The organism is Streptomyces sp. MUM 2J (assembly GCF_022414535.1).
Lineage (GTDB): Bacteria > Actinomycetota > Actinomycetes > Streptomycetales > Streptomycetaceae > Streptomyces.
In genome coordinates, this window is the sequence record NZ_JADWYM010000028.1 from 66940 (window position 1) to 88662 (window position 21723).

The following is a 21723-nucleotide window of genomic DNA, read 5'->3' on the forward strand; positions in this document are numbered from 1 at the left end:
GTGGCGGTCGAAGGCACCCTGTGCGGCACGGGCGGCCCCGGCCCGCCGGTGCCCGTTCAGGACGGGTCACGGGGCACCGCTCACCGATGTGCCGCCCGGGGACGGCCGGCCGGCCGCTGTCCGGGGAGCGCGTGGCACGGTGCGGGCCCGGCGCCGGCGCCGTCGGCGGGCCGCGCCGGGCGGTCTGGTGCCTGCGAAGCGGGTGATCACCGGCCCGGTCACGGCGAGCAACAGCACGTAGGCGGCCACCAGGGCGCCGAGCCGGTCGTGGCGCACCCCCACCAGGCCGATGATGACGATGGAGAACTCTCCCCGGGCGATGAGCGCGGTACCGGCCCGCAGACGGCCCCGGCGTCCCGCGCCGTCCCTCCGCGCGGCGTACCAGCCGGACGCCACCTTGGTCAGGGCGGTGACCAGGGCCAGCAGCAGCGCGACCGGCAGGGCCGGAATCAGGGCGGCCGGGCTCACGGCCAGGCCGATGGCGAGGAAGAAGACCGCGGCGAACAGATCCCGCAGCGGACTCAGCACCTTGCGGGCACGCTGTGCCGTCTCGCCGGTGAGCGACAGCCCGACGAGGAACGCCCCGACCGCCGCGGACACGTGGACGGCCTCGGCGAGGGCCGCGACGATCAACGTCACGCCGAGGACGCGCAGCAGGAGCTGCTCCGCCTCCGGGTGCGACAGCAGCCGTCCCAGGTGCTGGCCCCACCAGTACGACACGGTGAACGCGGCCAGGACCGCGCCCAGTGCCAGCAGCACGCCGAGCAGCGCCTGCCGCCAGGTGCCGCCGGCGGCGATGACGGCGAGCAGCGGGAGGTACGCGGCCATCGCGAAGTCCTCCAGCACCAGCACGGACAGCACCGCCGGAGTCTCCCGGTTGCCCATCCGGCGCAGATCGCTCAGCAGCCGGGCGACGATGCCGGAGGAGGAGATGTACGTGACGCCCGCCAGTGCCAGGATCCCGGCGCCGTCCAGCCCGAACAGCCAGCCCGCCACCGCTCCCGGAGTCGCGTTCAGCACCAGGTCGACCACGGCGGAGGGCAGGTGGCGGCGCATGCTGACGGTGAACTCCGGCACCGTGAACTCCAGCCCGAGCACCAGGAGCAGCAGGACCACTCCGATGCCCGCCCCGGTCTCCACGAACGCGCCGGCCGCCGGAACCGGGGCGATCCCCCCTTCGCCGAGCACCAGCCCCGCCAGGAGGTACAGCGGGACGGGCGAGAGCGCGTAGCGCCGCGCCATCGCCCCGAGCATGCTCAGCGCGGTGAGGATGATGCCCAGCTCCAGCAGCAGGGCGACCGAGATCTCCACCGGCTCAGCCCCGGACGATCTGTTCCACCGCGGCGATCCCGTCGTGGGTTCCGATCACCACCAGCACGTCCCCGGGGAGCAGCACCCGGTCCGGCCCGGGCGAGGGGATCACCTCCTCGCCGCGGACGACGGCCACGATCGACGCGCCGGTGCGTGTTCTGGCTCGGGTGTCCCCGAGCGGGCGGCCGGCGAACGGCGTGTCGGCGCGCACCTCGATCTGGCCGGCGCTCAGTCCCGGAACCTCCTTGGTGAGGTCGGCGAACCGCTCGGCGATGCGGGGGGCGCCCAGGATCTCGGCGAGGGTGTCGGCCTCCTCCTCGGTCAGCCTCAGCACGGCCCGCGCCTCGTCCGGATCCGCACCCTCGTAGACCACGAGCTCGAAGTCGCCCGAGCGGCGGACCACCACGCCGATCCGGTCGCCGTCCCGGTTGACGAACTCGTAGCGCAGCCCCACGCCCGGCAGGAGCACCTCGTTGACGTCCACGCACACCACCCTGTCCGTCGTGCCTCGGAATCGGTGGGAGGCCCCTCAGCGCGCATGTGCGATGCGGGCCCTCCGGGTATCCATCTTGGGCGACGGCGGCGGGGACCCGACCACCGGCGCCGGGCCCGGCGTGCCGGAGGCGGCACTGGCGCGCGGGGGCGTCCCGCCGCCGGCGGCGGAGTCGAGTACCCCGGGCGGAACACCGGAGCGCTCCGGCCGGGGCGGATGCGGGGCCGGTTCGGCGGGCGCGCACACCGGTCCGGACCGCCCCCCCGTTGAGGCCGTCCGCCGCCGCGACATGGGGCCGAACGGCCCTGCTGCCGCGATGGCCCGCGCTGACAGCGTGGGAACAGGCCGCACCGGGCCCGTACACCTCAAGGAGGCCATCGCCATGCCCCGTACCGTCACCGTCGGAGTGGACGGCTCCCCCGAGAGCCTCGCAGCCGCCGAGTGGGCAGCCCGCGAGGCGGATCTGCGGGACCTGCCGCTGCACCTGGTCCACGCCTGGGGGTGGCAGCCGCAGGCATGGCCGGTACCGGAGGGGGACGGGCCGCGCCACTGGGCCGAGCGGGTGCTGCGCGAGACCACCGAGCGCCTGCGGTACCGCCACCCGGCCCTGACCATCACGTCCGAGCAGGTCACGCAGCCTCCGGCCACCGCGCTGCTCGCCGCTGCCACCGACGCCGAGCCGCTCGCCATCGGCTCCCGGGGGCTCGGTGGCGTCACCGGTTTCCTGATCGGCTCCGTCGGCTTCTCCGTCGTCGCGCAGGCCGAACGGCCCATCGTGCTGGTGCGTGCCGGGGCCACGATCGAGGACGAACACCAGCCGGACGCGGACGGCCTCCCGTCGGCGACGACACCGTACCGCGACGTGGTCCTGGGTCTGGACCACGAACACCCCGACGACGCCGTGCTCGCCTTCGCGTTCGACGCCGCCGCCCGGCGCGGGGCCCGGCTGCGGGTGGTGCACGGCTGGGGTCTGCCGCCCTACTACGCGTACGGGCTCGGCATGGACCCGCAGCTCAACGCCGACCTCGCCCAGCAGGAGGCGAACGCCGTCGACAAGGCGCTGGCTCCGTGGCGCGAGAAGTTCCCGGGCATCCAGGTCGTCGAGCAGACCGCGGTCGGCAGCGCGGCCGGCCACCTGGTGGACGCGGCGGCGGACGCCTCGCTCGTCGTCGTCGGCCGGCGCATCCGGCGGACCCCGCTCGGTCCGCGCATCGGTCCGGTCGCCCACGCGGTGCTGCACCACGCCAAGGCCCCCGTCGCGGTCGTACCGCACGACTGACACCGGCACCGCCGTGCTCGTCGCCGCCGCTCTCCTCGACGTGCTGATCCTGGCAGGCGCCCTGTACGACTCGACGCGCCTGCTGCGGCCGGCCGGACGCAGGCGTCCAGACGCCCTGGAGAGCGCCGAACGGAGGCTGGTGGGCCGCCGGCTGCGCGGGCGCATCAGCGCCGCCGCGTACCGGGAGGGGATGCGGTCGCTGGCCGAGGGCCGGCGGCCGCGTCGCCGCCTGCGCTGACCCCTGGCGGCGTCCGGCGGCGGGCACGGGGCGCAGGCGGCGGGGTACCGGGGGCGGCGTCCGGAAACGCCGTCAGCCGAGCGTGTGCAGGAAGGCGGTGCACGCGCGGGCGCACGCCCGGCAGTGGTCCGCCGCCTCCTGTGCGCCCGGCTGCCCGTCGAAGACGTGGGCGGTGTCCAGGCAGACCGTGCGGCACCAGTCCAGCTGGATGCGGACACCGTCCTCGTCCAGCGTGTTCTGCTCCGCCAGCACCCGGCAGGTCGCGTCGCAGACCTCGGCGCACATGATGCCCTTGCGGCGCAGGAGTTCCTGGTCGTCCGTCCCACCGGGGTCCACCAGGCTCGCGCGCAGGGCGCAGGTGCGGGCACACTCCGTGCAGGCCTGGGCGCAGGCGAAGCGGTCCTCCAGGAACCGGACGAGATCCTGCTGCGATGTGGAAGTCACCCTGCGCGGGTAGCCCCCCGGCCGGGCCGTCAAACACCCGTGCGTCCGTCGGCCGCGGCGGCCTCGCCCCCGCCGGTCCACGGTGGTGCCCGGCGCGCGTCGGCGGGAGCGCGTCCGGCAGCCCGGAGCCTGCCGGTCAGGGCGCGTGGGGGTGGGCGAGCACCTCGTCGAGCCAGTCGAAGACGCGCTGGTTGAAACGTGAGCGGTTCCAGCCCTCGCAGTGGCCGGCCGCCCCCTCGGCGGCGGAGAAACGCATCAGCGTCCTGGGGCACCGCAGCGCTTCGTACAGCTGTTCCGCCTGGTCGGCGAGTTGATCGCCCTCGGCCATGGCCACCAGCGTGGGACAGGCGATGCGGTCGGCGACATCGGAGAGCCGATAGCGGCCGGATTCGACCACGTACTCGCCCAGGCTTCCCAGGCCGTGCACCCACAGGGCACGCTGGACCAGCTTCCAGCGCGTGACCGGGTGCTCGACCACGGGTGCGAGGTGAGCGTCCAGCTCAGCGGGGTCCACGTCCGGCAGCCGGTCCCGCAGATCCCGGGGAAGCGGCAGCACGTCCTTGACACTGTCCAGCAGGTCCCACTGGCCGGGGTCCGCCACCAGTGCGGCCACCCGTGGTTCGCCGCTGACACCCCGCGGGGCGAGATACCCACCGAAGCTCCACCCGGTCACCGCCAGCCGGGTACCGTCCACGCCCGGAAGCGTCAGGGCGTGGTCGACGACGGCCCGGAGCACCGTCTCCCAGTCCGGACGCATGGTCAGCCCCTGGTGGACCAGGGCCAGACCCTGCCCCGGCCCGTCGACCAGCAGGCAGTGGTAGCCGCGCCGTACGGCCGGCTGGGCGTGGCCCCAGTACATCTCGTGCACGTCGGAGTCGTAGCCGTTGACCGCGATGACGGTGGGCCGGGGACCGCTCCCCTGGGCGGAGTCCCGTGCCGGACAGAGGTAGCCGTCGAGGAAGCCGCCCTCGAACGGCACGCGGACCGGCCGCAGCGGTGGCTCGCACAGTTCGGCGAAGCGGGCGAAGCAGTCCCGCTCGTTCCGTGCAGCCTGGGTGAGCCGGGGGTCCACCGGCAAGCCGAAGAGCGGATAGTACGACACGCGCAGATAGGTGGCGGCCCGCAGATAGGCCTCCCGGGCGCTCACCCGGTGGCCGGCCCGGTCGCTCTCCTCCGCCCACCCCCGCACCATGGCCGCGGTGGCGGTCCACTCCCGGTACCAGCTGTCGTTGTCGCCGTCGGCGATCCGCGCGGCCGTCACCGCGCACTCACCGTACTCCGCGCCACCGCCGGTCATCGTCGTCAGTGCGCGCTCAAGGAACATCTGGAACAGGGCGTCGTCGAAGAGCTTCACCGAAAAGTCCCTGCGCTCGTGCCGGCATGCCTGGTCGGCCGCCTTCCGCAGCAGGCCGGCAGCGCATGTCTGTCTAGCATCGCCGCACCGGGGGCGCGGCTGCTTGCACCGGTGGTGGGCGTGGCGGCCGGCGCTGGCCGAGGGCGTGCGGGTGCCCGCGCGCGTGCGCCGCGTGGCGGACCTCTGTGGCCCGAAGTGGTGGTGTCCGGCGCAGGACGGCCTGCGCTGCGCTTCGCCGGGGAAGCAGCCGGTGGCGCGGGACCAGTGGGCCGCAGTGTCCCGCCGCCCGATATCGCCCGAGCCGCCTGGAGCCCGCATGCCGATCACCACCGCACGCCGCACCGTCCCCCTGCGACCGCGGCGCAACGTCGTGGCCTCACTGGCGACCGCGGTCGTACTGCTCGCGGGAACGTCCTGCTCGGGCGGCACGGTGACCGAGAGCGCGGGAACGCGGCTGTCCTCCGAGCGAGCGACGTCGTCCCCGACCGGGTCGGGCACGGCCGCGCGGCTCGACGCCGCGGTCCGGCAGGTGATGCGCACGACCGGTGTTCCCGGTGTGATCGTGGGGTTGTGGATGCCGGGACAGCCCGGCTATGCCCGCGCGTTCGGGGTGGCCGACAAGGGGACCGGCGCGCCCATGACGACGGACATGCACATGCGTATCGGGAGCGAGACGAAGACGTTCACCGTCACCGGCATCCTCCAGCTCGTCGACCAGGGGGAGGTCGGCCTCGACGACCCCGTCTCACGCTACGTGGCGGGCGTGCCGGAGGGCGACAAGATCACGCTGCGGGACCTGGCCCGGATGCAGAGCGGGCTCTTCGACTACACCAAGGACCCGGACTTCGACGCAGCCGTGGAAGCGAACCCCGAGCGGGTCTTCACCGCGCAGGAACTCCTCGACTACTCCTTCAGGCACCCGCTGGACTTCACTCCCGGAACACAACTGGTGTACTGCGACACCAACACGGTGCTGCTGGGACAGGTGCTGGAGAAGGTCAGCGGCCAGAACATCGCCGACTACCTCCGCGAGCACGTGCTCGATCCCCTCGGCATGGACCAGACCCTGTACCCGGTGAACGCGCGGATCCCGGCACCGTACGCGCACGGCTACACCACGCAGACCAAGGACGGGACCGAGACGGACGCCACGCACTGGAGTCCGTCCGACGCGAACGCCGCCGGCGCGATGATCTCCACGCTCGGCGATCTGCACGTCTGGGCACCCGTCGTGGCCACCGGCACGCCACTGATCGCTCCCGCGACCCAGCGGCAGCGCCTGCAGACGGCCACCAGTCCGGACTTCCCCGGGGCGGGATACGGGCTCGGCCTGTTCACCGCCGACGGCTGGGTGGGCCACAACGGTTCGATCCCCGGCTACCAGAGCCTGACGCTGTACCTGCCGTCGCAGAAGGCCACCATGGTCGTGCTGCTCAACAGCGACACGCCGTACAAGGGAACGGATCCCAGCACGCTGTTCGGCACGGCCGTCACCACGGTCGCCACCCCTGGCCATGTGTTCCGCCTGGGTCCCGGGACGTCGGCCCCGCCGTCGGCCGGGTAGCGCACGGCCCGGTCCGCCCGGCGGTCTCACGGCCCGCAGGGCCGATCGCTCCCGGACGCGTCGGTCGCACCCGTCACGACGGTGGTAAAGCACCCGTTTGGTGGGTATTCATGGGATATGAGTACCGTAGCGATGCAGCTGGCGGAGCGGAGCGGCGCCCTCGTCATCGGTCCGATCATCATCGGGGTCGCGCTCGTGGCCCTGCTGATCGGCGCGTTCTGGCGGGGCGACATCCTCAAGAGCCGTGAGCCGGCCCCTCCACGTCCGGAGGAGCAGCCGCACCTTCCGCCGGAGGGCGCGGTGCACGAGGCCAGGGAGAACCGGGAACCGGAAGAGGTGCCGCAGGACGGCCGCCGCAGGCTGCCGCACGAGTTCGGCAACCTCGGCACCCGGCCGAGCGAGTCCAAGGAACGTCCGCGGTGGAGCAAGGGCAGCAGCGGATCGTTCGGCGGCGGGGGGCTGGGGGCCCACTGAGCACCGGCCCGGTCCCCCGAAAGGCGGCCCGGGCCAGCGGGGCGACGGAGGCGGAGAACGGGCGGCACCGCCGCGGCGGCGGAGCGGTCCCGTGTGCCCCTCCCCACGGCCGGGTCCTGCCCTCACGACCCCCTCCGGCCCGTCCGGACCCGTGCACGTGGTGACCGCGGCGGCGAGACTGGGGCTTTCGGAGTCGACGGAGGAGCGGCCGTGGAGGAACAGGTCATCGCCGTCGGGGCCGGCGCCTCGGCACGCGGCCGGGCCGCCGCCGACTGGGCGGCCGGGGAGGCGCTGCGGCGCGGCGTCCCGCTGCACGTGGTCCGGGTCGCTCCGGAGGGCGGGGCGTCGGCTGAGGTCGAGGCGGAGCTGAGCGCCTCCGAACTGGCGAACCGGTATCCGGCCCTGACGGTGCGCCGTGACACTCCCCCCGGCGCCGTGGTCCCGGCGCTGCGGGCCCTCGGCGCGCGGGCAGGACTGACGGTGCTCGGCACCGGCCGCACCGCGTCGGCCGTGGCCGGCGCATCAGCGGGACCGGTGGTACTGGTCCCCGAGCGGGCGTTCAGGTCGGACGGGTCGGACGCGGTGACCGTAGGCGTGACGGCCGGGGATCCGCCCGGCGCGGCGATCGGTTTCGCCTTCGAGGAGGCACGACTGCACGGCGTACGGCTGCACGCGCTCTCCGCCTGGGCCCTGCCGGCCGAGGCCGCCGCGTCCCCGCTGCCGGTACCCGAGGTGGACCGCGCCACCTGGGAGGACGAGCAGGTGCAGGTGCTGTCAGACGCGCTGCGGCCGTGGCGGAGGGCGTACCCGGACGTGGAGGTGCTGGCGGACGTCGTGCTGCTACCGCCCGCGGACGCCCTGGTGCACGCCGCCGACGGCAGCGGGCTGCTCGTCCTGGGGCGGAGAGGCGCTGCGGACCTGCCGGGACTCACCACCCGCCTCGTCCTGCGCGAAGCACGCTGCCCGGTCGCGGTCGTGCCTGGTCCCGGCCCGCGGACGATGACGGAGGGTCACAGCGCCAGGGCGCCGCGGGCCGCCGACACGGCCTGCTCGGCATAGCCGCGGCCGAACAGCGCGGCGTGCACGAGCAGCGGGAAGAGCTGGTGCAGTCCGATGCGGTCACGCCAGCCGGCCGCGGGCGGGTTCGTCTCGCCGTAGCCGTCGAGGACCCGGTCCAGGTACGGGCAGCCGAACAGGTGCAGCATCGCCAGGTCGGTCTCCCGGTGGCCGCCGTGCGCGGCGGGGTCGATGAGCCAGACCCGCCCGTCGGCGCCCCACAGCACGTTGCCGTTCCACAGGTCGCCGTGCAGCCGGGCCGGCGGCTCGACCGGCCCCGCCAGGTCCGGCAGGCGCGCGCAGACCCGCTCGACGAGGGAGGCCTCGGCGGTCCGCAGGGTGCCGTCGTCGACCGCGCGGCGCAGATAGGGCAGCACACGGTGCTCGGCATACCAGTGGGGCCAGTCGTCGTCGACGGCGGTGTTGCGCAGCGGGGCGAGCCCGATCCACGCGTCCTCGGGCCCTCCGGGGGGCGGGGCGCCGAAGGCGGGGGCGCCGGCGGCGTGCAGGGCGGCCAGAGCGCGCCCGAAGCGGACCGCGGCGTCCGGGCCGGGCCGGCCCGGTGGGACGCGGTCGGTGACCAGCCACTGTTCGTCGTGCCCGTGGACCGCGGGAACGGGAACCGCGCCCGCTTCGGCCAGCCAGCCCAACCCGGCCGCCTCGGCCCGTACCGCGCCGGCGTCGCCGTGTTTGACCATCACCGCACGGCCGCCGTCCAGGGTGACTTCGGTGAGCGCCGCTGATCTGCGGCGTACGCCGGTCGCCGCCGATCCGGTGAACCGGGCCGCCACTTCGGCCGGGCCGTCGCCGCCGCCGTCAAGGGACGCGGTGGGGGACCCGTCGGAGGAGATGCGCACGGCCACCAGGGTAGGGCCGGGCGGGGCCGGGCCGCAGGCGGGGCGGGTCGGCCGGCGGGGCGGGCCGTTCGGCCCCTGCCGGGCGCCGGGCGGGCGGGGCAGGGTCGGATCAGGGGACGCGACCACCGGGATGGCCGTCCCCGTCCTGGGAGGCCGAGATGTCTGAATCTCCGCGCACTGTGAGCGACGTGATGACGCAGACCGTCGTCGCCGTCGGCAGCGAGGCGCCGTTCAAGGAGGTCGTCGAGCTGCTCGATCAGTGGAAGGTCAGCGCCCTGCCGGTCCTGGCGGGCGAGGGACGGGTGATCGGCGTGGTCTCGGAGGCGGATCTGCTGGCGAAGGAGGAGTTCCGCGACGTCGACGAGGGCGAACCCGGCCACCGGGTAAAGGCGGGCGCGATCACCGCGGGCGAGCTGATGAGCAGCCCCGCCGTGACCGTGCACGCGGACGCGCCGCTCGCCGAGGCGGCCCGCATCATGGCGCGCCGGCACGTCAAGCGGCTTCCCGTGGTGGACGGTGTGGGCGTGCTCCAGGGCGTGGTCAGCCGCGCCGACCTGCTGAAGGTGTTCCTGCGGCCCGACACCGAGATCGCCGAGGACGTGCGCCGGGAGGTCCTGGAGCCGGTCGAGGCCGCCGCCGCGGTGACCGTGGCGGTCGACGAGGGTGTGGTCACGCTCGGCGGCAGCCTCTCCGACCGGCTCCTGGTCCCGGTCATCGCCCGGGCGGCCCGCGCCGTGGAAGGCGTCGTGGACGTCCGCCTGGAGTTCGCGGGCCGCTGACCCGAGGGCGCGGGCCGTGCCGCGGCGCCCGGTCGACGGTGGTCGCCGTGGCCCGGGTCAGCGGTAGTCGGGATTCGGTGCGTCGAAGCGGCAGCCGGCGTCCCATTCGGAGCGCTGGTTGCCGTGGGCGGGGATGCCTCCGTTGCGCTTCAGCAGCGCGGCCACGTGCATCAGGTTCCAGGTCATGAACGCCGTGTTGCGGTTGGTGAAGTCGTTCTCCGGACCGCCGGAGCCGGGGTCCAGGTACGACGGACCCGGTCCCGCCTCGCCGATCCACCCCGCGTCAGCCTGGGGCGGGATGGTGTAGCCGAGGTGCTGGAGGCTGTAGAGGATGTTCATCGCGCAGTGCTTGACCCCGTCCTCGTTGCCGGTGATCAGGCAGCCCCCCACCCGGCCGTAGTAGGCGTACTGGCCCTGCTCGTTCAGCTCGCCCGAGCAGCCGTAGAGCCGCTCGATGACCTTCTTCGTGACCGAGCTGTTGTCGCCCAGCCAGACGGGGCCGGCGAGGACCAGGATGTCTGCGGCCATGACCTGCTCGTACAGGGCCGGCCAGGTGTCGGTGGCGAAGCCGTGCTCGGTCATGTCCGGGTAGACCCCGGTCGCGATGTCGTGGTCCACGGCGCGGACGACACCCGTGGTCACCCCGAACGCGTCCATGATCGCCCGGCTCTTGTCGATCAGCCCTTGGGTGTGGCTGAGCTGCGGCGACGGCTTGAGGGTGCAGTTGACGAACAGGGCGGTGAGATCGTCGAAGCGGTACGCGCCACCGGTCGGCGCGGAGGACGGGACGGCCATGGCGGGCTCCTTGACGGACCGTGGGCTCGGGATCGTCCGCCCGGTGGGCGGCTCCAGCGGCAGCCTCTCTCATGGATCACCGTTTGTCGCCTTTTGCGGGCCGCTCGGGGGCCGGTGGCCACACCCCGGGCCGGGTGCGCCGGGCCCGGGATCCGCAGCGATTCGAGGTGCGTGCGGCACGGCTGGTCACTACGGTTCTGCTCGGGTGTGTCCGGCACCATGGCGAGGGGAAAGAGGCGGCATGGCCGAGAAGCAGGCGGCGAAGCTGCCGCGGAAGGTGTACGAGAGCGAACTGCTACGTCTCCAGGCGGAGTTGGTGAAACTCCAGGAGTGGGTGCGGGCGGAGCGGGCCCGGCTGGTCGTGGTCTTCGAGGGACGGGACGCCGCCGGGAAGGGGGGCACGATCAAACGGGTCGCCGAGCACCTCAACCCGCGCGTGGCCCGGATCGCCGCGCTGCCGACGCCCACGGAGCGGCAACGCACGCAGTGGTACTTCCAGCGGTATGTCGAGCATCTTCCGGCCGCCGGGGAGATCGTGCTGTTCGACCGGTCCTGGTACAACCGGGCCGGGGTGGAGCGCGTGATGGGCTTCTGCACCCGGGAGGAGTACCAGCTCTTCCTGCGCCAGTGCCCGATCTTCGAACGGATGCTGATCGAGGACGGCATCCTGCTGCGCAAGTACTGGTTCTCCGTCAGCGACGCCGAGCAGCAGGAGCGCTTCCGGCGCCGCCTGGAGGACCCGTTGCGGCGCTGGAAGCTGTCGGCGATGGACCTGGAGTCGATCAACAGGTGGGAGGCGTACTCACGCGCCAAGGACGAGATGATGGTGCACACCGACATCCGCGAGGCGCCGTGGTACGTCGTGGAGAGCGACGACAAGCGGCGGGCGCGGCTGAACATGATCGCCCACCTGCTGACCTCCGTGCCCTACCACGACGTGCCCCCGCCGGTGCTGGAACTGCCCGAGCGCCCGCCGTCGACGGGCTACCAGCGCCCGCCGCGCGACCTGCAGACCTACGTCCCCGATCACGCGGCGGGCCTGTGAGGGGCCGGCCTCAGGCGTGCGGGACCACGGCCACGGGGCAGGCCGAGTGGTGCAGCACCGCGTGGGCGACCCGGCCGAGCTGGAGCCCGTGGCTGCCGTGGCGGCGCCGGGCGCCGACGACCAGCAGATCGGCGTCGTGGGAGAGGTCCACCAGGGCCCGGCGGGCGTTTCCCTCGACGGTGACCCGGCGCACCCGCACGTCCTCGGGCACGTCCGCCAGGGCGGCCTCCAGCACCTCGGCGGCCCGTTCCTCGTGCACCCGGGCGGGGCCGCCCGCGAGGAGGGGGTGGTCGGCGTTCTCGTGCGCGGGGCAGCGCCAGGCCCGTACGGCCTCCAGGGGCACCCCGCGGCGGCGTGCCTCCTCCACGGCGAACCGGACGACGGCACCCTCGCCCTGGTCCTCCCCGACGCCGACGACGACCCGGCCGTGGACCGCCGTGGCGGCCTGGTTGTCGTGGTTCCCGCGCACCACGACCACGGGGCAGTCGGCGTGACCGGCCACGGTCAGGCTCACCGACCCCAGCAGCGCCTCCGCAACCCCGCTGCGCCCCCGGGTTCCGAGCACCAGCGCGGTGGCGTTGCGGCCCTCCCGCACGAGTGCGTACTCCGCCTCCTCGGCCAGTACGTCGCCGGAGACCTTGACGTCCGGCTGCCGCCGTTCGGCCCGGCGCACGGCCCCGTCGACGATGTCGGCGGCCCGCACCTCCTCGGAGGGCTTGTGCAGGTCACGGGCGAGGGAGGTGCCCTCGTAGCGCTCCCACAGGGAGGCGTACACCACGCGCAGCGGCAGGCCGCGCAGCACGGCCTCGTCGGCCGCCCAGTCCACGGCGCGCAGGCTCGGCTCGGAGCCGTCCGCGCCGACCACGACGGGGAGTTCCATGGTCATCACCCTTCCGCTCCGAGATCGAAGACGATGCGGGCCTTGACCTGGCCGCGCAGCACGGCGTCGATGCACTCGTTGACCGCGGCCAGCGGGCGGGTCTCGTGGATGACCCGGGTACGGCCCGCGGCGTGCAGCTGGAAGACCTCGGCGAGATCCTGCCGCGTGCCGACGATGGAGCCGATGACGGAGGTGCCGTTCAGCACCGTGTCGAAGATCGGCAGTTGTACGGTGCCGTGGGCGGGCAGGGCCACCATCACGAGCTTCCCGCCGCGCCGCAGGCCGGAGTTGACGGCGGTGAACGCGGCCTCGTTCACCGCGAGGGCGAGCGCGGCGTGCGCTCCTCCGTGTCGCCGCAGCACCGCGCCGACGTCCTCGCGGCGGGCGTCGATGACGAGGTCGGCGCCGAGTTCGGCGGCGAGGCCGAGCTTGTCGTCGGTCACGTCGATCGCGGCGACGGTGGCCCCTGCGATCTTGGCGTACTGGACGGCGAGGTGCCCGAGCCCGCCGATGCCGGACACCGCGACCAGCTGCGCCGGCCCGACGCCGGCCACCTTGAGCGCCTTGTACGTGGTGACGCCGGCGCAGGTGAGGGGGGCGGCCTCGAACGGGGAGACGCCGTCGGGCACCGGCTGGGCGAAGTCGCCCCAGGCGAGCATCTTCTCGGCGTAGCCGCCGTCGCAGCCGTACCCCGTGTTGATCTGCTGCTCGCACAGCGTCTCCCAGCCCGACAGGCAGTGCTCGCAGCGCCCGCAGGCCCGGCCGAGCCACGGCACCGCGACCCGCTGACCGACCGTCAGCCCATCGACGCCGTCGCCGAGTTCCTCCACGACACCGACGCCCTCGTGCCCGGGGACGAACGGCGGGGTGGGTTTGACGGGCCAGTCGCCGTGTGCGGCGTGGATGTCGGTGTGGCACAGTCCGCAGGCCTCGACCCGGATGCGGACCTGGCCGGGACCGGGCTCGGGGTCGGGCCGCTCCTCGACGACCAGGGGTTCGCCGAAGGCTCGTACGACCGCTGCCTTCATGGTGCAACTCCTCGCGGATCCTCGCGGACCGGGACGGGTCAGCCGTGTGCGACGACGGCGACGGGGGCGGTGGCGTGGTGCAGGACGGCGTGCGCGACGGAGCCGATGTGGGTGCCGAGCCAGCCCCGCCGGATCTTCCGGCCGACGACGACCAGGGACGCCCCGCGGGACGCGTCGACCAGCTGCTGGGCGGCGCTGCCGGGCCGGGACACCTCGACGACCTCCACGGACGGGTACTCCTTGCGCCAGCGCCGCAGCGCCTCGGTGAGCTGGTCGGTCTTCTCCCGGATGACCTCGTCGTGGAAGCCGGCGTCGGCGGACAGGCCGTACACGTAGTACGGCGGCAGGTTCCAGGCGTGCACGACCCTCAGGGCGGTGTTCCGGCGGGCCGCCTCCTCGAAGGCGAAGGCGGTGACGGCGTCGTCCGGGCTGTCGGTGTCGAACCCGAGGACCACGGGGCGGAACGCCGTGCCGGCGGAGGGGATCCCGGCGGGATCGGTCTCGTGCTCGTCGGCGGCCTGCTCGCCCGCCCTGACGAGGACGACGGGGACCTCCGTGTGCGCGATCACGGACTGGCCCACGGAGCCGACCAGGAAGCCGCCGATACCGCTCATGCCGCGCGAGCCGAGCACGAGCAGCTCGGCGTCCTCGGCCGCCTTCGGCAGGACCTCGGCGGGCCGGCCGTTCAGCTGCTCGGCGGTCACCTCGACGCCGGGGTGGCGCAGCCGCAGGCCCTCGGCCGTCTCGCGCGGGATCCGCTCGGTCCAGTGGGCCTGCGTCTCCGCGCCGAGCATCGGTGCCTGGGCCATCGGTTCGGGAACCGGCTCCCACACGTGCACGATCTTCAGGGGCAGGCCGCGTAGCTTCGCCTCGCGGGCCGCCCACTCCGCCGCGGCCCGGCTCTCCGGCGAGCCGTCCAGAGCTGCGACAACGGTGCGGTCCATGGTGTGTGCCTCCTGGTCGGGGGATCTGCTTACAGCCTCGTGATCCGGCGGCGGCCGGTGCAGGGGCCGCAGGTCCCCGGCGGGGGCCGACCGGCCCCAGCGGCAGGCGGGCCCGGGCAGGGAGCGCCGCCCCTCTCCGCCGGGCGGCGGAGAGGGGCGGCGCTCGGAGACGGGCGGCGGGCGCCGGCCGGGAGGACGGGCGGCGGGGCCGCAGAGGCGGTTTGGGGCGAGGGCGGCGAAAAGGGGCACGGCAGAGCAGGGGCCGGACGGGACGAGGTGCCGGCCGGGCGCTGTCCACGGGCCCGGACGGGGGCGTCCGGGCGCTGTTCCACCCCCGGCCCGGGAAACCTGCGCCGCGGGCCGGGGCTCCGATCGGGTCCCGGGTCCGTCAGGCACCGGGCAGTGCGGGCCGGACGAGCGTGCCCGAGAGGCCGTGGACGATCTCGTGGGCGGCGTCGAGGTGGCCGATGGCGGCGAGGCCGCCGGTGCGTTCGACGAACCGGGCGGCGGCCTCGACCTTGGGGCCCATGGTGTCGGGCGGGTACTGCCCGCGCCGCAGCTCGGCCGGGGTCGCGTCCAGCACGGCCCGCTGCCGGCCGGTGCCGCGGTCGGCGTAGAGATTGGGCACGTCGGTGAGCAGCAGCAGGAAGTCGGCCTTGAGGTCCTCGGCGAGCAGGGCGGCGGCGAGGTCCTTGTCGACGACCGCCGGTACGCTCCGCAGGGCGCCGGTCCGGTCCGTCAGGACGGGCACGCCCCCGTCGCCCGCGCAGACGGTCACGGTGCCCGAGTCCAGCAGGGCGCGGACGGTGTCCGTCTCCAGGATGCGTTCCGGGCCGGGCGCGGGCACCGCGTGCCGGCCGCCGGGCGCGGCGGGCCGCGTGAAGGCGGGATCGTCGGCACGGACCAGGGTGTGGGTGAGCACCGCCGCCACGCGGCGGCCCGGCAGCACGTCGTGGAACGCGCAGACGAGCAGGGAGCCGATCCGGCCCTGCGCCTGCGCGACGAACGGGTCGACGCGGGCACCGGCGGACAGCCCGTGCCCGGCCGGCCCACCGGGACGGGGCTCGCCACCGTGGGTGATGACCAGGTCGTGCTCGTGGGCGAGCGGGGCGATCGCCGTGGCCACTCTGACGACGTTCGCACGCTGGAGCCCGGCGTCGGGCCGCTGCCCGCGACGCAGGAGGGCATTGTTTCCTAGAGCGATGACGATGCGCATGGCCGGGTCCTTCACGCATGGGGTCCGGGGCGGGCGTCTGCGCCCCCGCACTCCCATCGAACAACCGCGGTGCGGCACGCACAGGGTGCCCATGGGCCGCCGCGGCAGCGCCGGTCGGCCTGTTCGAGGGGGCCTAGTGGCCCCTGGCCCGTGGGCGGGCGCCCGCCCACCCTGGAGGTGATCGGTCCGCACCTGCTGTTGGAGGCGCGTCATGAACGCACCCGTCACCACGAGCATGCCGCGGGCGCTGCCCGCCGAACACCGGCAGCGGCTGATGGCGCTGGCCCACGAGGTGTCCTTCCCCCAGGGCACGCGCCTGTTCGACGAGGGCGCCAAGGCTGAGCGGTTCTGGGTCATCCGTACCGGCACGGTCGACCTGGACATGCGGGTGCCCGGTCGCCGGCCCGCCGTGATCGACTCCCTCGGCCACAACGAACTCGTGGGCTGGTCCTGGTTGTTCGCCCCGCACATCTGGCACCTGGGTGCGGAGGCGGCGACCCCTCTGAGGGCCTACGAGTTCGACGCCGCCGAGGTGCGAGCCCTGTGCAAGGAAGATCCCGAGTTCGGTCTGAACGTCACCCAGTGGGTGGGCGATGTCCTGGCCGAGCGACTGCGCGCGGCCCGCACCCGCCTGCTGGACCTCTACGCGCCCTACGGCAGCGGGGGCATGCGCTGACCCACAGGGTGCCCGTGGTCGCACGGCCCGCCGCTCCGGTGCCCGTACGGCCCACAGGCGGCCTCCTTCCTCGTGCCGGCCGACCGGCATGCGGGAAGGAGGCCGCCGGCATGCCGTTGGCGAGGCCGTCCCCCGCGCACCTGCGAGCGCACCCGGCCACCCGGCCACCCGGGCCCCGTGTGGCCGCGGTCGGGCCGGCCCACGAGGTGGTCCGGTCCCGGCGCAGGAGGCCCGTACCGGGGCGCAGGTGGACGGGTCGATGAGGGGTACGGCCCGTGCGGTCGTGCAGCAGGAGGAAGCGTCGGGCCGACGCCGGCGCGGGACTCTCTCACGATGGTCTCCTTCTGCGTCGCGGGGCCGTCCCGGTACCGGACGACCGGACGCGCCGTCGCGTGGGCTCCTGCGACGACTCGCTCGCCGCACCGCTCGCGGGTCAGCGGCCCGCGAGCGGAGGCGTGGGTGCTTCAGCGGGCCGTCGTCGGGACGAGAGCGACGGGGCAGTGGGCGTGACGCAGGGCCGACCAGCCGGCTGTGGCGTGCGGGACGGCGCCGAGCACACTGGTCCGGGGCCGGGCCGGGACGACGACGAGCTGGGCGCCGGCGCTCACCTCGGCCAGGGTCCTCCCCGTGCCGCCGCGCACCCGTCGCGGGCGGACCGCGACGTCCGGGTAGGCGGTGCGCAGGTCAGGTGCCATCGCCCGGCCGCTGTGGGGGTGGCCTCCGCGCGGGGTCAGCACGACGAGTTCGGTGCCGCGCCCGGCGGCCTCGGCGAAGGCGAACTCGGCCGCCGCGCGGTCCGCCGGCGCACCGCCGTCTACCAGGACGACCGGGCCGCCGCGGGCGGGGCGCCCGCGCACCACCAGCACCGGGCCGCGACCGCGGGCGCCGAGCAGGCGGCCCACGGAAGGCCGCGGCAGTCCCCGGTGCCGGGACGGGCCGCTGCCGACCACGGTGAGCGCGGCGTCCCGTCCGGCGCATTCCAGTACGGCCGCGGGTTCTCCCACCAGCACGTCCCGGCTGATCGTCAGCCCGGGCACCTCGCGGCGGGCCCGGCCCTCGGCGGCGCGCAGCACGCTGTTCATGCGGGCGCGTCCCGCGGCCCCGTCCGGGTCCCAGGGCGCGGCGCCGGGAGGTGTGCCGCCCGCACCGCGGCCGATGGCGTGGGTGAGTCGCAGGCCCACCCCCCGCCGCTCCGCCTCCCGGGCCGCTACCTCCACCGCGGCCAGGCTCGACGGTGATCCGTCCACTCCCACCACGACCGGACCCAGCATGGCGTGCCTCCCCTCCTCGGACCCTTGACCGGACACCGCCGGCCGCAGCGGCCGACCGCGCACGGCCACCGGCGCGGACGGCCACGGGGCGGTCGGTGAACGGCGGCCCCGTGCGTGCCCAGGGTCCCGTGCGACGCACCGCGGCAGCACGGGGCCGTACGGCCCCGGCGCAACCCGTACGGCCCTGTCCTGCCCAGGGGTGACCGTCGGCCCGGCCGCCCCCCTCAGCCCATGTCCAGGACGTCCTCGACCGGTCGCCGTGGAGTGACCGCCCCCGGTGCGCCGTAGCCGAGGCGGAGGACCATCTGGACGAAGCCGAGGGAGGACTCCGGGTCCCGGGCCAGCTCCCGCAGGTCGGGGCGCTCCAGGGAGTGCGAGGTCAGGGCGGTGGCCAGCCCGGCGAGGGTCGCCCGGAGCAGCACGCGCTCCAGGGCCTGCCCGGCGCGCAGCCAGTCGGCCGACCGGTCGTTCTCCGTGCCCAGCAGGACCAGGTTCGGCACGGTCTCGAAGACCGCCGCCGCGCGGCCCGGGACCGTCTCGCGGCCGGCGAAGTCGCGCACCGGGGCGCGACCGCCGCGCTTGCGCGGTCCGAAGGCGTACTCCGGGATCCCGTCGAGGGCGGCGCCGCCGTCCCGTTCGCCCACGCGGACCCACCGGCGGACGTCCGCAAGACGCTCGGGTTCCAGGCTGTCGCGGTCCTCGGCGTCCCGGACGTGGTCGAGCAGCGCCTCGGTGTGCCACGGCCCGGGGAAGACGAGTTGGGCGCCCTCCTGACGGGCGGCCTCGCCCAGCGCCTCCTGGACGTCGGGCGGGACGGGCCTCTCCTCGAAGGGGTGGCGGCTGGTGTGGCGGCGGGAGATCGCCGGGTACAGCCGGGCCAGTTCGTCGTCCGGCCGGCCGGTTCCGGAGAGGCCGACGGTGGCGAGCAGCCAGGGGTCGGCCGGGTCGGGCAGCAGGCGGACGTCCGTGGGCCGGCCCGCGTCCGCGGCGGCGACGCGCAGGTTGAACAGAGCCGCTCCGCAGCCGAGGTGCAGGGCTCGGTGACCGGGGTCCAGGCGCGGCATGGTCCGCTCGGGGTCGGCCCTCAGGTCCAGGGCGCCGGTGCCGGAGTGCCAGCGGAACCGCCAGGGCTGGGCATTGTGCAGGGACGGCGCGGCCGTGGCGGCGCGCACCAGCGACGTCACCGCCTCGCGGTCGAGTGCTGGGGCCGGCATGACGGCACCTCCTCGGGGTGGGGGCGGTACGTGGCGGTCGGTGCGGGACGGAGCGACCGTCCGCGCACGGCGGACGGCGCCGGTGTTCCCGACCCGCGTACCGCCTGCGTGCGCGCGGTACGCGTCCGAGGACTCCGGCTGCCCGTACCGCTCAGCCTGCCCCCGCAGCACGACGCCGGGTAGGGCCGGCGGGTCCTGGCGGCGGGGTCCGTCCGGCCCCAACCCGGGTGGTGGCGGGGGGTGGGTCGGCCCGTCAGTCGGGGAGGAGCAGCCTGCCGGTCTCGCCCGGTTCCAGGGACACCGCGCGGTCGGGCAGGCGCACGTCGATCGGGGACGCGTCGGAGGACGGCACGGCGATCTCCAGCAGACCCCGCTCCAGACGCAAGCGGACGCCCCAGTGCCCCTGGTAGCGCAGGGAGAAGCCGTACGACGACAGTTCGGGCAGCGGCACGGGGTCCAGCCAGAGGGCGCCCTCGCGGGTCTCCAGGCCGGGCAGGCCGCGCTGCACGAGGTCGAGCGTGCCGGCCATGGCACCGAGGTGGATGCCCTCGGCGGTGGTGCCGCCCTGGATGTCGGCGATGTCGCCCTGGAGCGCCTCCTGGCAGAACTTCCACGCCTCGGCCCGCCGGGCCCGGGCGAGCACCCAGCCGTGGACGAGACCGCTGAGGGTGGAGCCGTGGCTGGTGCGGTGGAGGTAGTAGTCGACGGTGCGCTGCCAGGTGGCGTCGTCCAGGCGCAGCCCCAGTCGGCGGAAGACGCCTTGGAGCTCCGCCGGGGAGAAGAGGTAGCCCAGCATGAGCACGTCGGCCTGTTTGGACGCCTGGTACCGGTTGACCGTGTCGCCCTCGGCCTCCAGGATCCGGTCCAGACGGCGGATGTCTCCGTACCGCTCGCGGTAGCCGTCCCAGTCCAGCTCGGCGAGGTCGCCGTACCCGGCGAACTGGCTGATGACGCCCTCGTGGAAGGGCACGTGCAGGGTGCGGGAGACGTCCTCCCACTGCTCGCGCTCGCCGCCGTCCAGCCCGATGCGCTCGACGAGTTCGCGGCGGCGGGGTTCGGGCAGGATGTCCAGCAGTTCCAGGGCGCGGGTGAGCACCCAGGCGGCGGTGACGTTGGTGTAGGCGTTGTCGTCGAGGCCGGGTGCGGTGGCGCCGGGATAGGCCTCGTGGTACTCGTCGGGGCCGACGACGCCCTTGATGCGGTGCCGGCCGAGCTGTTCGTCCCAGACGGCCGAGTCGGCCCAGAAGCGGGCGATCTGGAGCAGCATCTCGGCGCCCTTGGTGTGCAGGAACTCCGCGTCGTCGGAGGCCTGGCAGTACTGCCACACGTTGTACGCGATGGCGGAGCCGACGTGGTGCTGGAGCCGGGAGTGGTCGGCCAGCCAGCGTCCCGAGCGCGGGTTCAGGTGCAGCTGCTGGGTCTCCTCGCGGCCGTCGCTGCCGCTCTGCCAGGGGTACAGGGCGCCCCGGCGGCCGGCGTCGCGGGCGGTGGTGCAGGCCTGCTCCAGGCGCCGGTGACGGTAGTACAGCAGGGCACGGGAGACCTCGGGGAAGTGCAGGTTGAGGTAGGGCAGCACGAACAGCTCGTCCCAGAAGACATGTCCGCGGTAGGCCTCGCCGTGCAGGCCACGGGCGGGCACGCCGACGTCGAGGTCGGCGGTGTGCGGGGAGAGGGTCTGCAGCACGTGGAAGAGGTGCAGCCGCAGGATGCGGCCGGACTCTCCGGGCACGTCGAGGTCGGCGCGCCGCCACAACTGGTCCCAGGCCGTCAGGTGCGCCTCCAGCAGGTCGTCGTAGCCGGGGGCGCGCCGGACGCGGGCCACGGCCGCGTACAGGGGGTCGCTGATCGCCGGATCGCGCGAGGTGTGCAGGGCGACCGTCTTGTCGACGACGGCGGTTCGGCCCGGCGTCAGCTCCAGCCGGACGAGCTGGACCGCGCGCGGGTCCTCGTGCCGGACCTCGATCGGCACGTCGGCGGTGAGTCGGGAGGCCATGCCGATGCGGATGTCGGAGGTGCGGGTGCGGCAGCGCAGCCAGACGACGTCGGGCGCGGCGTCGCCGGTGTGCCCGTGGGTGAGATGGCGGCCGTCCAGGTCGCGGTAGCGGGACACGCCCGCGTTGCTGACGCCGCCCTCCAGGGCCGCCTCCACCTCCAGGGTGCCGGACCAGCCCTCGGGGGTGAACTCGGTTCGCATGACGGCGAGATGGGGGTCGGCCATGTGTGCCACGCGCTGCTGGTGCACGATCAGGGTGCGGCCCTGGCCGAGGTCGAACCGGGTGCGTCGGTCCAGCAGCCCGGAGCACAGGACGAGCCGGACGTGGTGGTCGAGCACGGGGGTGGTGTCGGGGCTCAGCCAGGCGCCCCCGGCCGGCCGGAAGCGCAGTGGCAGCCAGTTGGGGACGTTGACCATGTCCTCGTTCTCGACCTGCCGGCCGGCCACCGGCGAGGTCAGCCGGTTGTAGCAGCCGGCGACGTAGGTACCCGGGTAGTGGACGTCGTCCGCGGCGCACTCCGGCAGCGCTCCCCTGGTGGCGAAATAGCCGTTGCCCAGCGCGCACAGCGACTCGCGCAGCCGTTCGTCGGCGGGCACGTATCCTTCGTACGTCCAGCTCCAGCCCGTCACCTCGACGCTCCTCACGTCAGCGGTCCTCGGTCTCCTGCTCGCCGCCTCGCGGCGGTGGGGCGCCGGCGTCGGCGGTCCTGCCGCCCCCGAGCCCCCCGCCCGGCCGGTTCCAGGGCTCCGAGGGGGGCCTCCGGGTCCTCAGCGCACAACGGGCCCGCGGTGCCGGGCGGCCGGGCGCGCCG

Annotated in this window: 21 protein-coding genes; 8 read left to right on the forward strand and 13 right to left on the reverse strand. The window is 74.6% G+C overall.

Going from position 1 to position 21723, the window contains the following annotated elements; all coding sequences use genetic code 11:
* Nucleotides 1-66: 66 nt before the first annotated feature.
* Complete coding sequence (locus tag I3F54_RS21780; protein ID WP_240120521.1) at nucleotides 67-1311, reverse strand: cation:proton antiporter; 1245 nt, start codon at nucleotides 1309-1311, stop codon at nucleotides 67-69.
* 4 nt (nucleotides 1312-1315) lie between these two features.
* The gene (locus I3F54_RS21785; protein ID WP_240120522.1) at nucleotides 1316-1795 is read right to left on the reverse strand and encodes a cation:proton antiporter regulatory subunit; all 480 of its coding nucleotides are present in this window, start codon (nucleotides 1793-1795) and stop codon (nucleotides 1316-1318) included.
* 391 nt (nucleotides 1796-2186) lie between these two features.
* Between I3F54_RS21785 and I3F54_RS21790 the strand changes: the two genes are divergently transcribed.
* A complete protein-coding gene (locus I3F54_RS21790) occupies nucleotides 2187-3083 on the forward strand; it encodes a universal stress protein (protein ID WP_240120523.1) in 897 nt (298 codons plus the stop codon).
* 13 nt (nucleotides 3084-3096) lie between these two features.
* Nucleotides 3097-3321, forward strand: a complete 225-nt coding sequence (locus I3F54_RS21795; protein WP_240120524.1) for a hypothetical protein — start codon at nucleotides 3097-3099, stop codon at nucleotides 3319-3321.
* A gap of 72 nt (nucleotides 3322-3393) precedes the next feature.
* Here the strand turns inward: I3F54_RS21795 and I3F54_RS21800 are convergent, their stop codons facing one another.
* Together I3F54_RS21800 and I3F54_RS21805 are read right to left on the reverse strand one after the other, a co-directional pair.
* Nucleotides 3394-3765 (reverse strand): ferredoxin, encoded by a 372-nt coding sequence (locus I3F54_RS21800; protein WP_240120525.1) that lies wholly within the window; start codon nucleotides 3763-3765, stop codon nucleotides 3394-3396.
* A gap of 136 nt (nucleotides 3766-3901) precedes the next feature.
* Nucleotides 3902-5119 (reverse strand): alpha/beta hydrolase, encoded by a 1218-nt coding sequence (locus I3F54_RS21805; protein WP_240120526.1) that lies wholly within the window; start codon nucleotides 5117-5119, stop codon nucleotides 3902-3904.
* A gap of 316 nt (nucleotides 5120-5435) precedes the next feature.
* Between I3F54_RS21805 and I3F54_RS21810 the strand changes: the two genes are divergently transcribed.
* The 3 genes from I3F54_RS21810 to I3F54_RS32400 all read left to right on the forward strand — a co-directional run bounded on the left by I3F54_RS21810 (nucleotide 5436) and on the right by I3F54_RS32400 (nucleotide 8216).
* Complete coding sequence (locus I3F54_RS21810) at nucleotides 5436-6683, forward strand: serine hydrolase (RefSeq protein WP_240120527.1); 1248 nt, start codon at nucleotides 5436-5438, stop codon at nucleotides 6681-6683.
* A gap of 117 nt (nucleotides 6684-6800) precedes the next feature.
* A complete protein-coding gene (locus I3F54_RS21815) occupies nucleotides 6801-7157 on the forward strand; it encodes a DUF6479 family protein (RefSeq protein ID WP_240120528.1) in 357 nt (118 codons plus the stop codon).
* Nucleotides 7158-7367: 210 nt separating this feature from the next.
* Nucleotides 7368-8216, forward strand: coding sequence for a universal stress protein (locus tag I3F54_RS32400; protein WP_240120529.1), 849 nt, complete (start codon nucleotides 7368-7370; stop codon nucleotides 8214-8216).
* Here I3F54_RS32400 and I3F54_RS21825 read toward each other — a convergent pair.
* Nucleotides 8168-9064, reverse strand: coding sequence for a fructosamine kinase family protein (locus tag I3F54_RS21825; RefSeq protein ID WP_374205948.1), 897 nt, complete (start codon nucleotides 9062-9064; stop codon nucleotides 8168-8170). The two genes, I3F54_RS32400 and I3F54_RS21825, sit on opposite strands and share 49 nt — an antisense overlap.
* Nucleotides 9065-9228: 164 nt before the next feature.
* Between I3F54_RS21825 and I3F54_RS21830 the strand changes: the two genes are divergently transcribed.
* Entirely contained in the window at nucleotides 9229-9849 is a 621-nt protein-coding gene (locus tag I3F54_RS21830) for a CBS domain-containing protein (RefSeq protein WP_240120530.1), read from the forward strand.
* A gap of 57 nt (nucleotides 9850-9906) precedes the next feature.
* On the opposite strand, the gene I3F54_RS21835 is transcribed toward I3F54_RS21830, so the two are convergent.
* Complete coding sequence (locus I3F54_RS21835; RefSeq protein ID WP_240120531.1) at nucleotides 9907-10644, reverse strand: flavodoxin family protein; 738 nt, start codon at nucleotides 10642-10644, stop codon at nucleotides 9907-9909.
* A gap of 241 nt (nucleotides 10645-10885) precedes the next feature.
* Between I3F54_RS21835 and ppk2 the strand changes: the two genes are divergently transcribed.
* Complete coding sequence (gene ppk2 / locus I3F54_RS21840; protein ID WP_240120532.1) at nucleotides 10886-11689, forward strand: polyphosphate kinase 2; 804 nt, start codon at nucleotides 10886-10888, stop codon at nucleotides 11687-11689.
* Nucleotides 11690-11699: 10 nt separating this feature from the next.
* Here ppk2 and I3F54_RS21845 read toward each other — a convergent pair whose 3' ends face one another.
* The 4 genes from I3F54_RS21845 to I3F54_RS21860 all read right to left on the reverse strand — a co-directional run bounded on the left by I3F54_RS21845 (nucleotide 11700) and on the right by I3F54_RS21860 (nucleotide 15757).
* Complete coding sequence (locus I3F54_RS21845; RefSeq protein ID WP_374205947.1) at nucleotides 11700-12569, reverse strand: universal stress protein; 870 nt, start codon at nucleotides 12567-12569, stop codon at nucleotides 11700-11702.
* Nucleotides 12570-12574: 5 nt separating this feature from the next.
* Complete coding sequence (locus I3F54_RS21850) at nucleotides 12575-13597, reverse strand: zinc-dependent alcohol dehydrogenase (RefSeq protein WP_240120534.1); 1023 nt, start codon at nucleotides 13595-13597, stop codon at nucleotides 12575-12577.
* A 38-nt stretch (nucleotides 13598-13635) separates the two neighbouring features.
* Nucleotides 13636-14541 (reverse strand): universal stress protein, encoded by a 906-nt coding sequence (locus I3F54_RS21855; protein ID WP_240120535.1) that lies wholly within the window; start codon nucleotides 14539-14541, stop codon nucleotides 13636-13638.
* 388 nt (nucleotides 14542-14929) lie between these two features.
* Nucleotides 14930-15757 carry a carbamate kinase gene (locus I3F54_RS21860; protein WP_240120536.1) on the reverse strand — a complete coding sequence of 276 codons (828 nt, stop codon included), beginning with the start codon at nucleotides 15755-15757 and terminating at the stop codon, nucleotides 14930-14932.
* Nucleotides 15758-15968: 211 nt separating this feature from the next.
* Here I3F54_RS21860 and I3F54_RS21865 point away from each other — a divergent pair, with 211 nt between their 5' ends.
* Nucleotides 15969-16433, forward strand: a complete 465-nt coding sequence (locus I3F54_RS21865) for a Crp/Fnr family transcriptional regulator (RefSeq protein WP_240120537.1) — start codon at nucleotides 15969-15971, stop codon at nucleotides 16431-16433.
* 464 nt (nucleotides 16434-16897) lie between these two features.
* On the opposite strand, the gene I3F54_RS21870 is transcribed toward I3F54_RS21865, so the two are convergent.
* From I3F54_RS21870 to I3F54_RS21880, 3 genes are all read right to left on the reverse strand, one after another.
* Complete coding sequence (locus I3F54_RS21870) at nucleotides 16898-17704, reverse strand: universal stress protein (RefSeq protein WP_240120538.1); 807 nt, start codon at nucleotides 17702-17704, stop codon at nucleotides 16898-16900.
* Between the two features lie 224 nt (nucleotides 17705-17928).
* Nucleotides 17929-18918 (reverse strand): nitroreductase family protein, encoded by a 990-nt coding sequence (locus I3F54_RS21875; RefSeq protein ID WP_240120539.1) that lies wholly within the window; start codon nucleotides 18916-18918, stop codon nucleotides 17929-17931.
* Nucleotides 18919-19171: 253 nt separating this feature from the next.
* A complete protein-coding gene (locus I3F54_RS21880; protein WP_240120543.1) occupies nucleotides 19172-21541 on the reverse strand; it encodes a glycoside hydrolase family 65 protein in 2370 nt (789 codons plus the stop codon).
* Nucleotides 21542-21723: the final 182 nt, after the last annotated feature.

Coding starts and splice junctions, on each gene's coding strand:
- I3F54_RS21865 (WP_240120537.1), top strand. CDS start 15,969: ATGAACGCACCCGTCACCACGAGCATGCCGCGGGCGCTGCCCGCCGAA.
- I3F54_RS21835 (WP_240120531.1), bottom strand. CDS start 10,644: ATGGCCGTCCCGTCCTCCGCGCCGACCGGTGGCGCGTACCGCTTCGAC.
- I3F54_RS21815 (WP_240120528.1), top strand. CDS start 6,801: ATGAGTACCGTAGCGATGCAGCTGGCGGAGCGGAGCGGCGCCCTCGTC.
- ppk2 (WP_240120532.1), top strand. CDS start 10,886: ATGGCCGAGAAGCAGGCGGCGAAGCTGCCGCGGAAGGTGTACGAGAGC.
- I3F54_RS21830 (WP_240120530.1), top strand. CDS start 9,229: ATGTCTGAATCTCCGCGCACTGTGAGCGACGTGATGACGCAGACCGTC.
- I3F54_RS21845 (WP_374205947.1), bottom strand. CDS start 12,569: ATGGAACTCCCCGTCGTGGTCGGCGCGGACGGCTCCGAGCCGAGCCTG.
- I3F54_RS21875 (WP_240120539.1), bottom strand. CDS start 18,918: ATGCCGGCCCCAGCACTCGACCGCGAGGCGGTGACGTCGCTGGTGCGC.
- I3F54_RS21860 (WP_240120536.1), bottom strand. CDS start 15,757: ATGCGCATCGTCATCGCTCTAGGAAACAATGCCCTCCTGCGTCGCGGG.
- I3F54_RS21810 (WP_240120527.1), top strand. CDS start 5,436: ATGCCGATCACCACCGCACGCCGCACCGTCCCCCTGCGACCGCGGCGC.
- I3F54_RS21855 (WP_240120535.1), bottom strand. CDS start 14,541: ATGGACCGCACCGTTGTCGCAGCTCTGGACGGCTCGCCGGAGAGCCGG.
- I3F54_RS21790 (WP_240120523.1), top strand. CDS start 2,187: ATGCCCCGTACCGTCACCGTCGGAGTGGACGGCTCCCCCGAGAGCCTC.
- I3F54_RS21850 (WP_240120534.1), bottom strand. CDS start 13,597: ATGAAGGCAGCGGTCGTACGAGCCTTCGGCGAACCCCTGGTCGTCGAG.
- I3F54_RS21870 (WP_240120538.1), bottom strand. CDS start 17,704: ATGCTGGGTCCGGTCGTGGTGGGAGTGGACGGATCACCGTCGAGCCTG.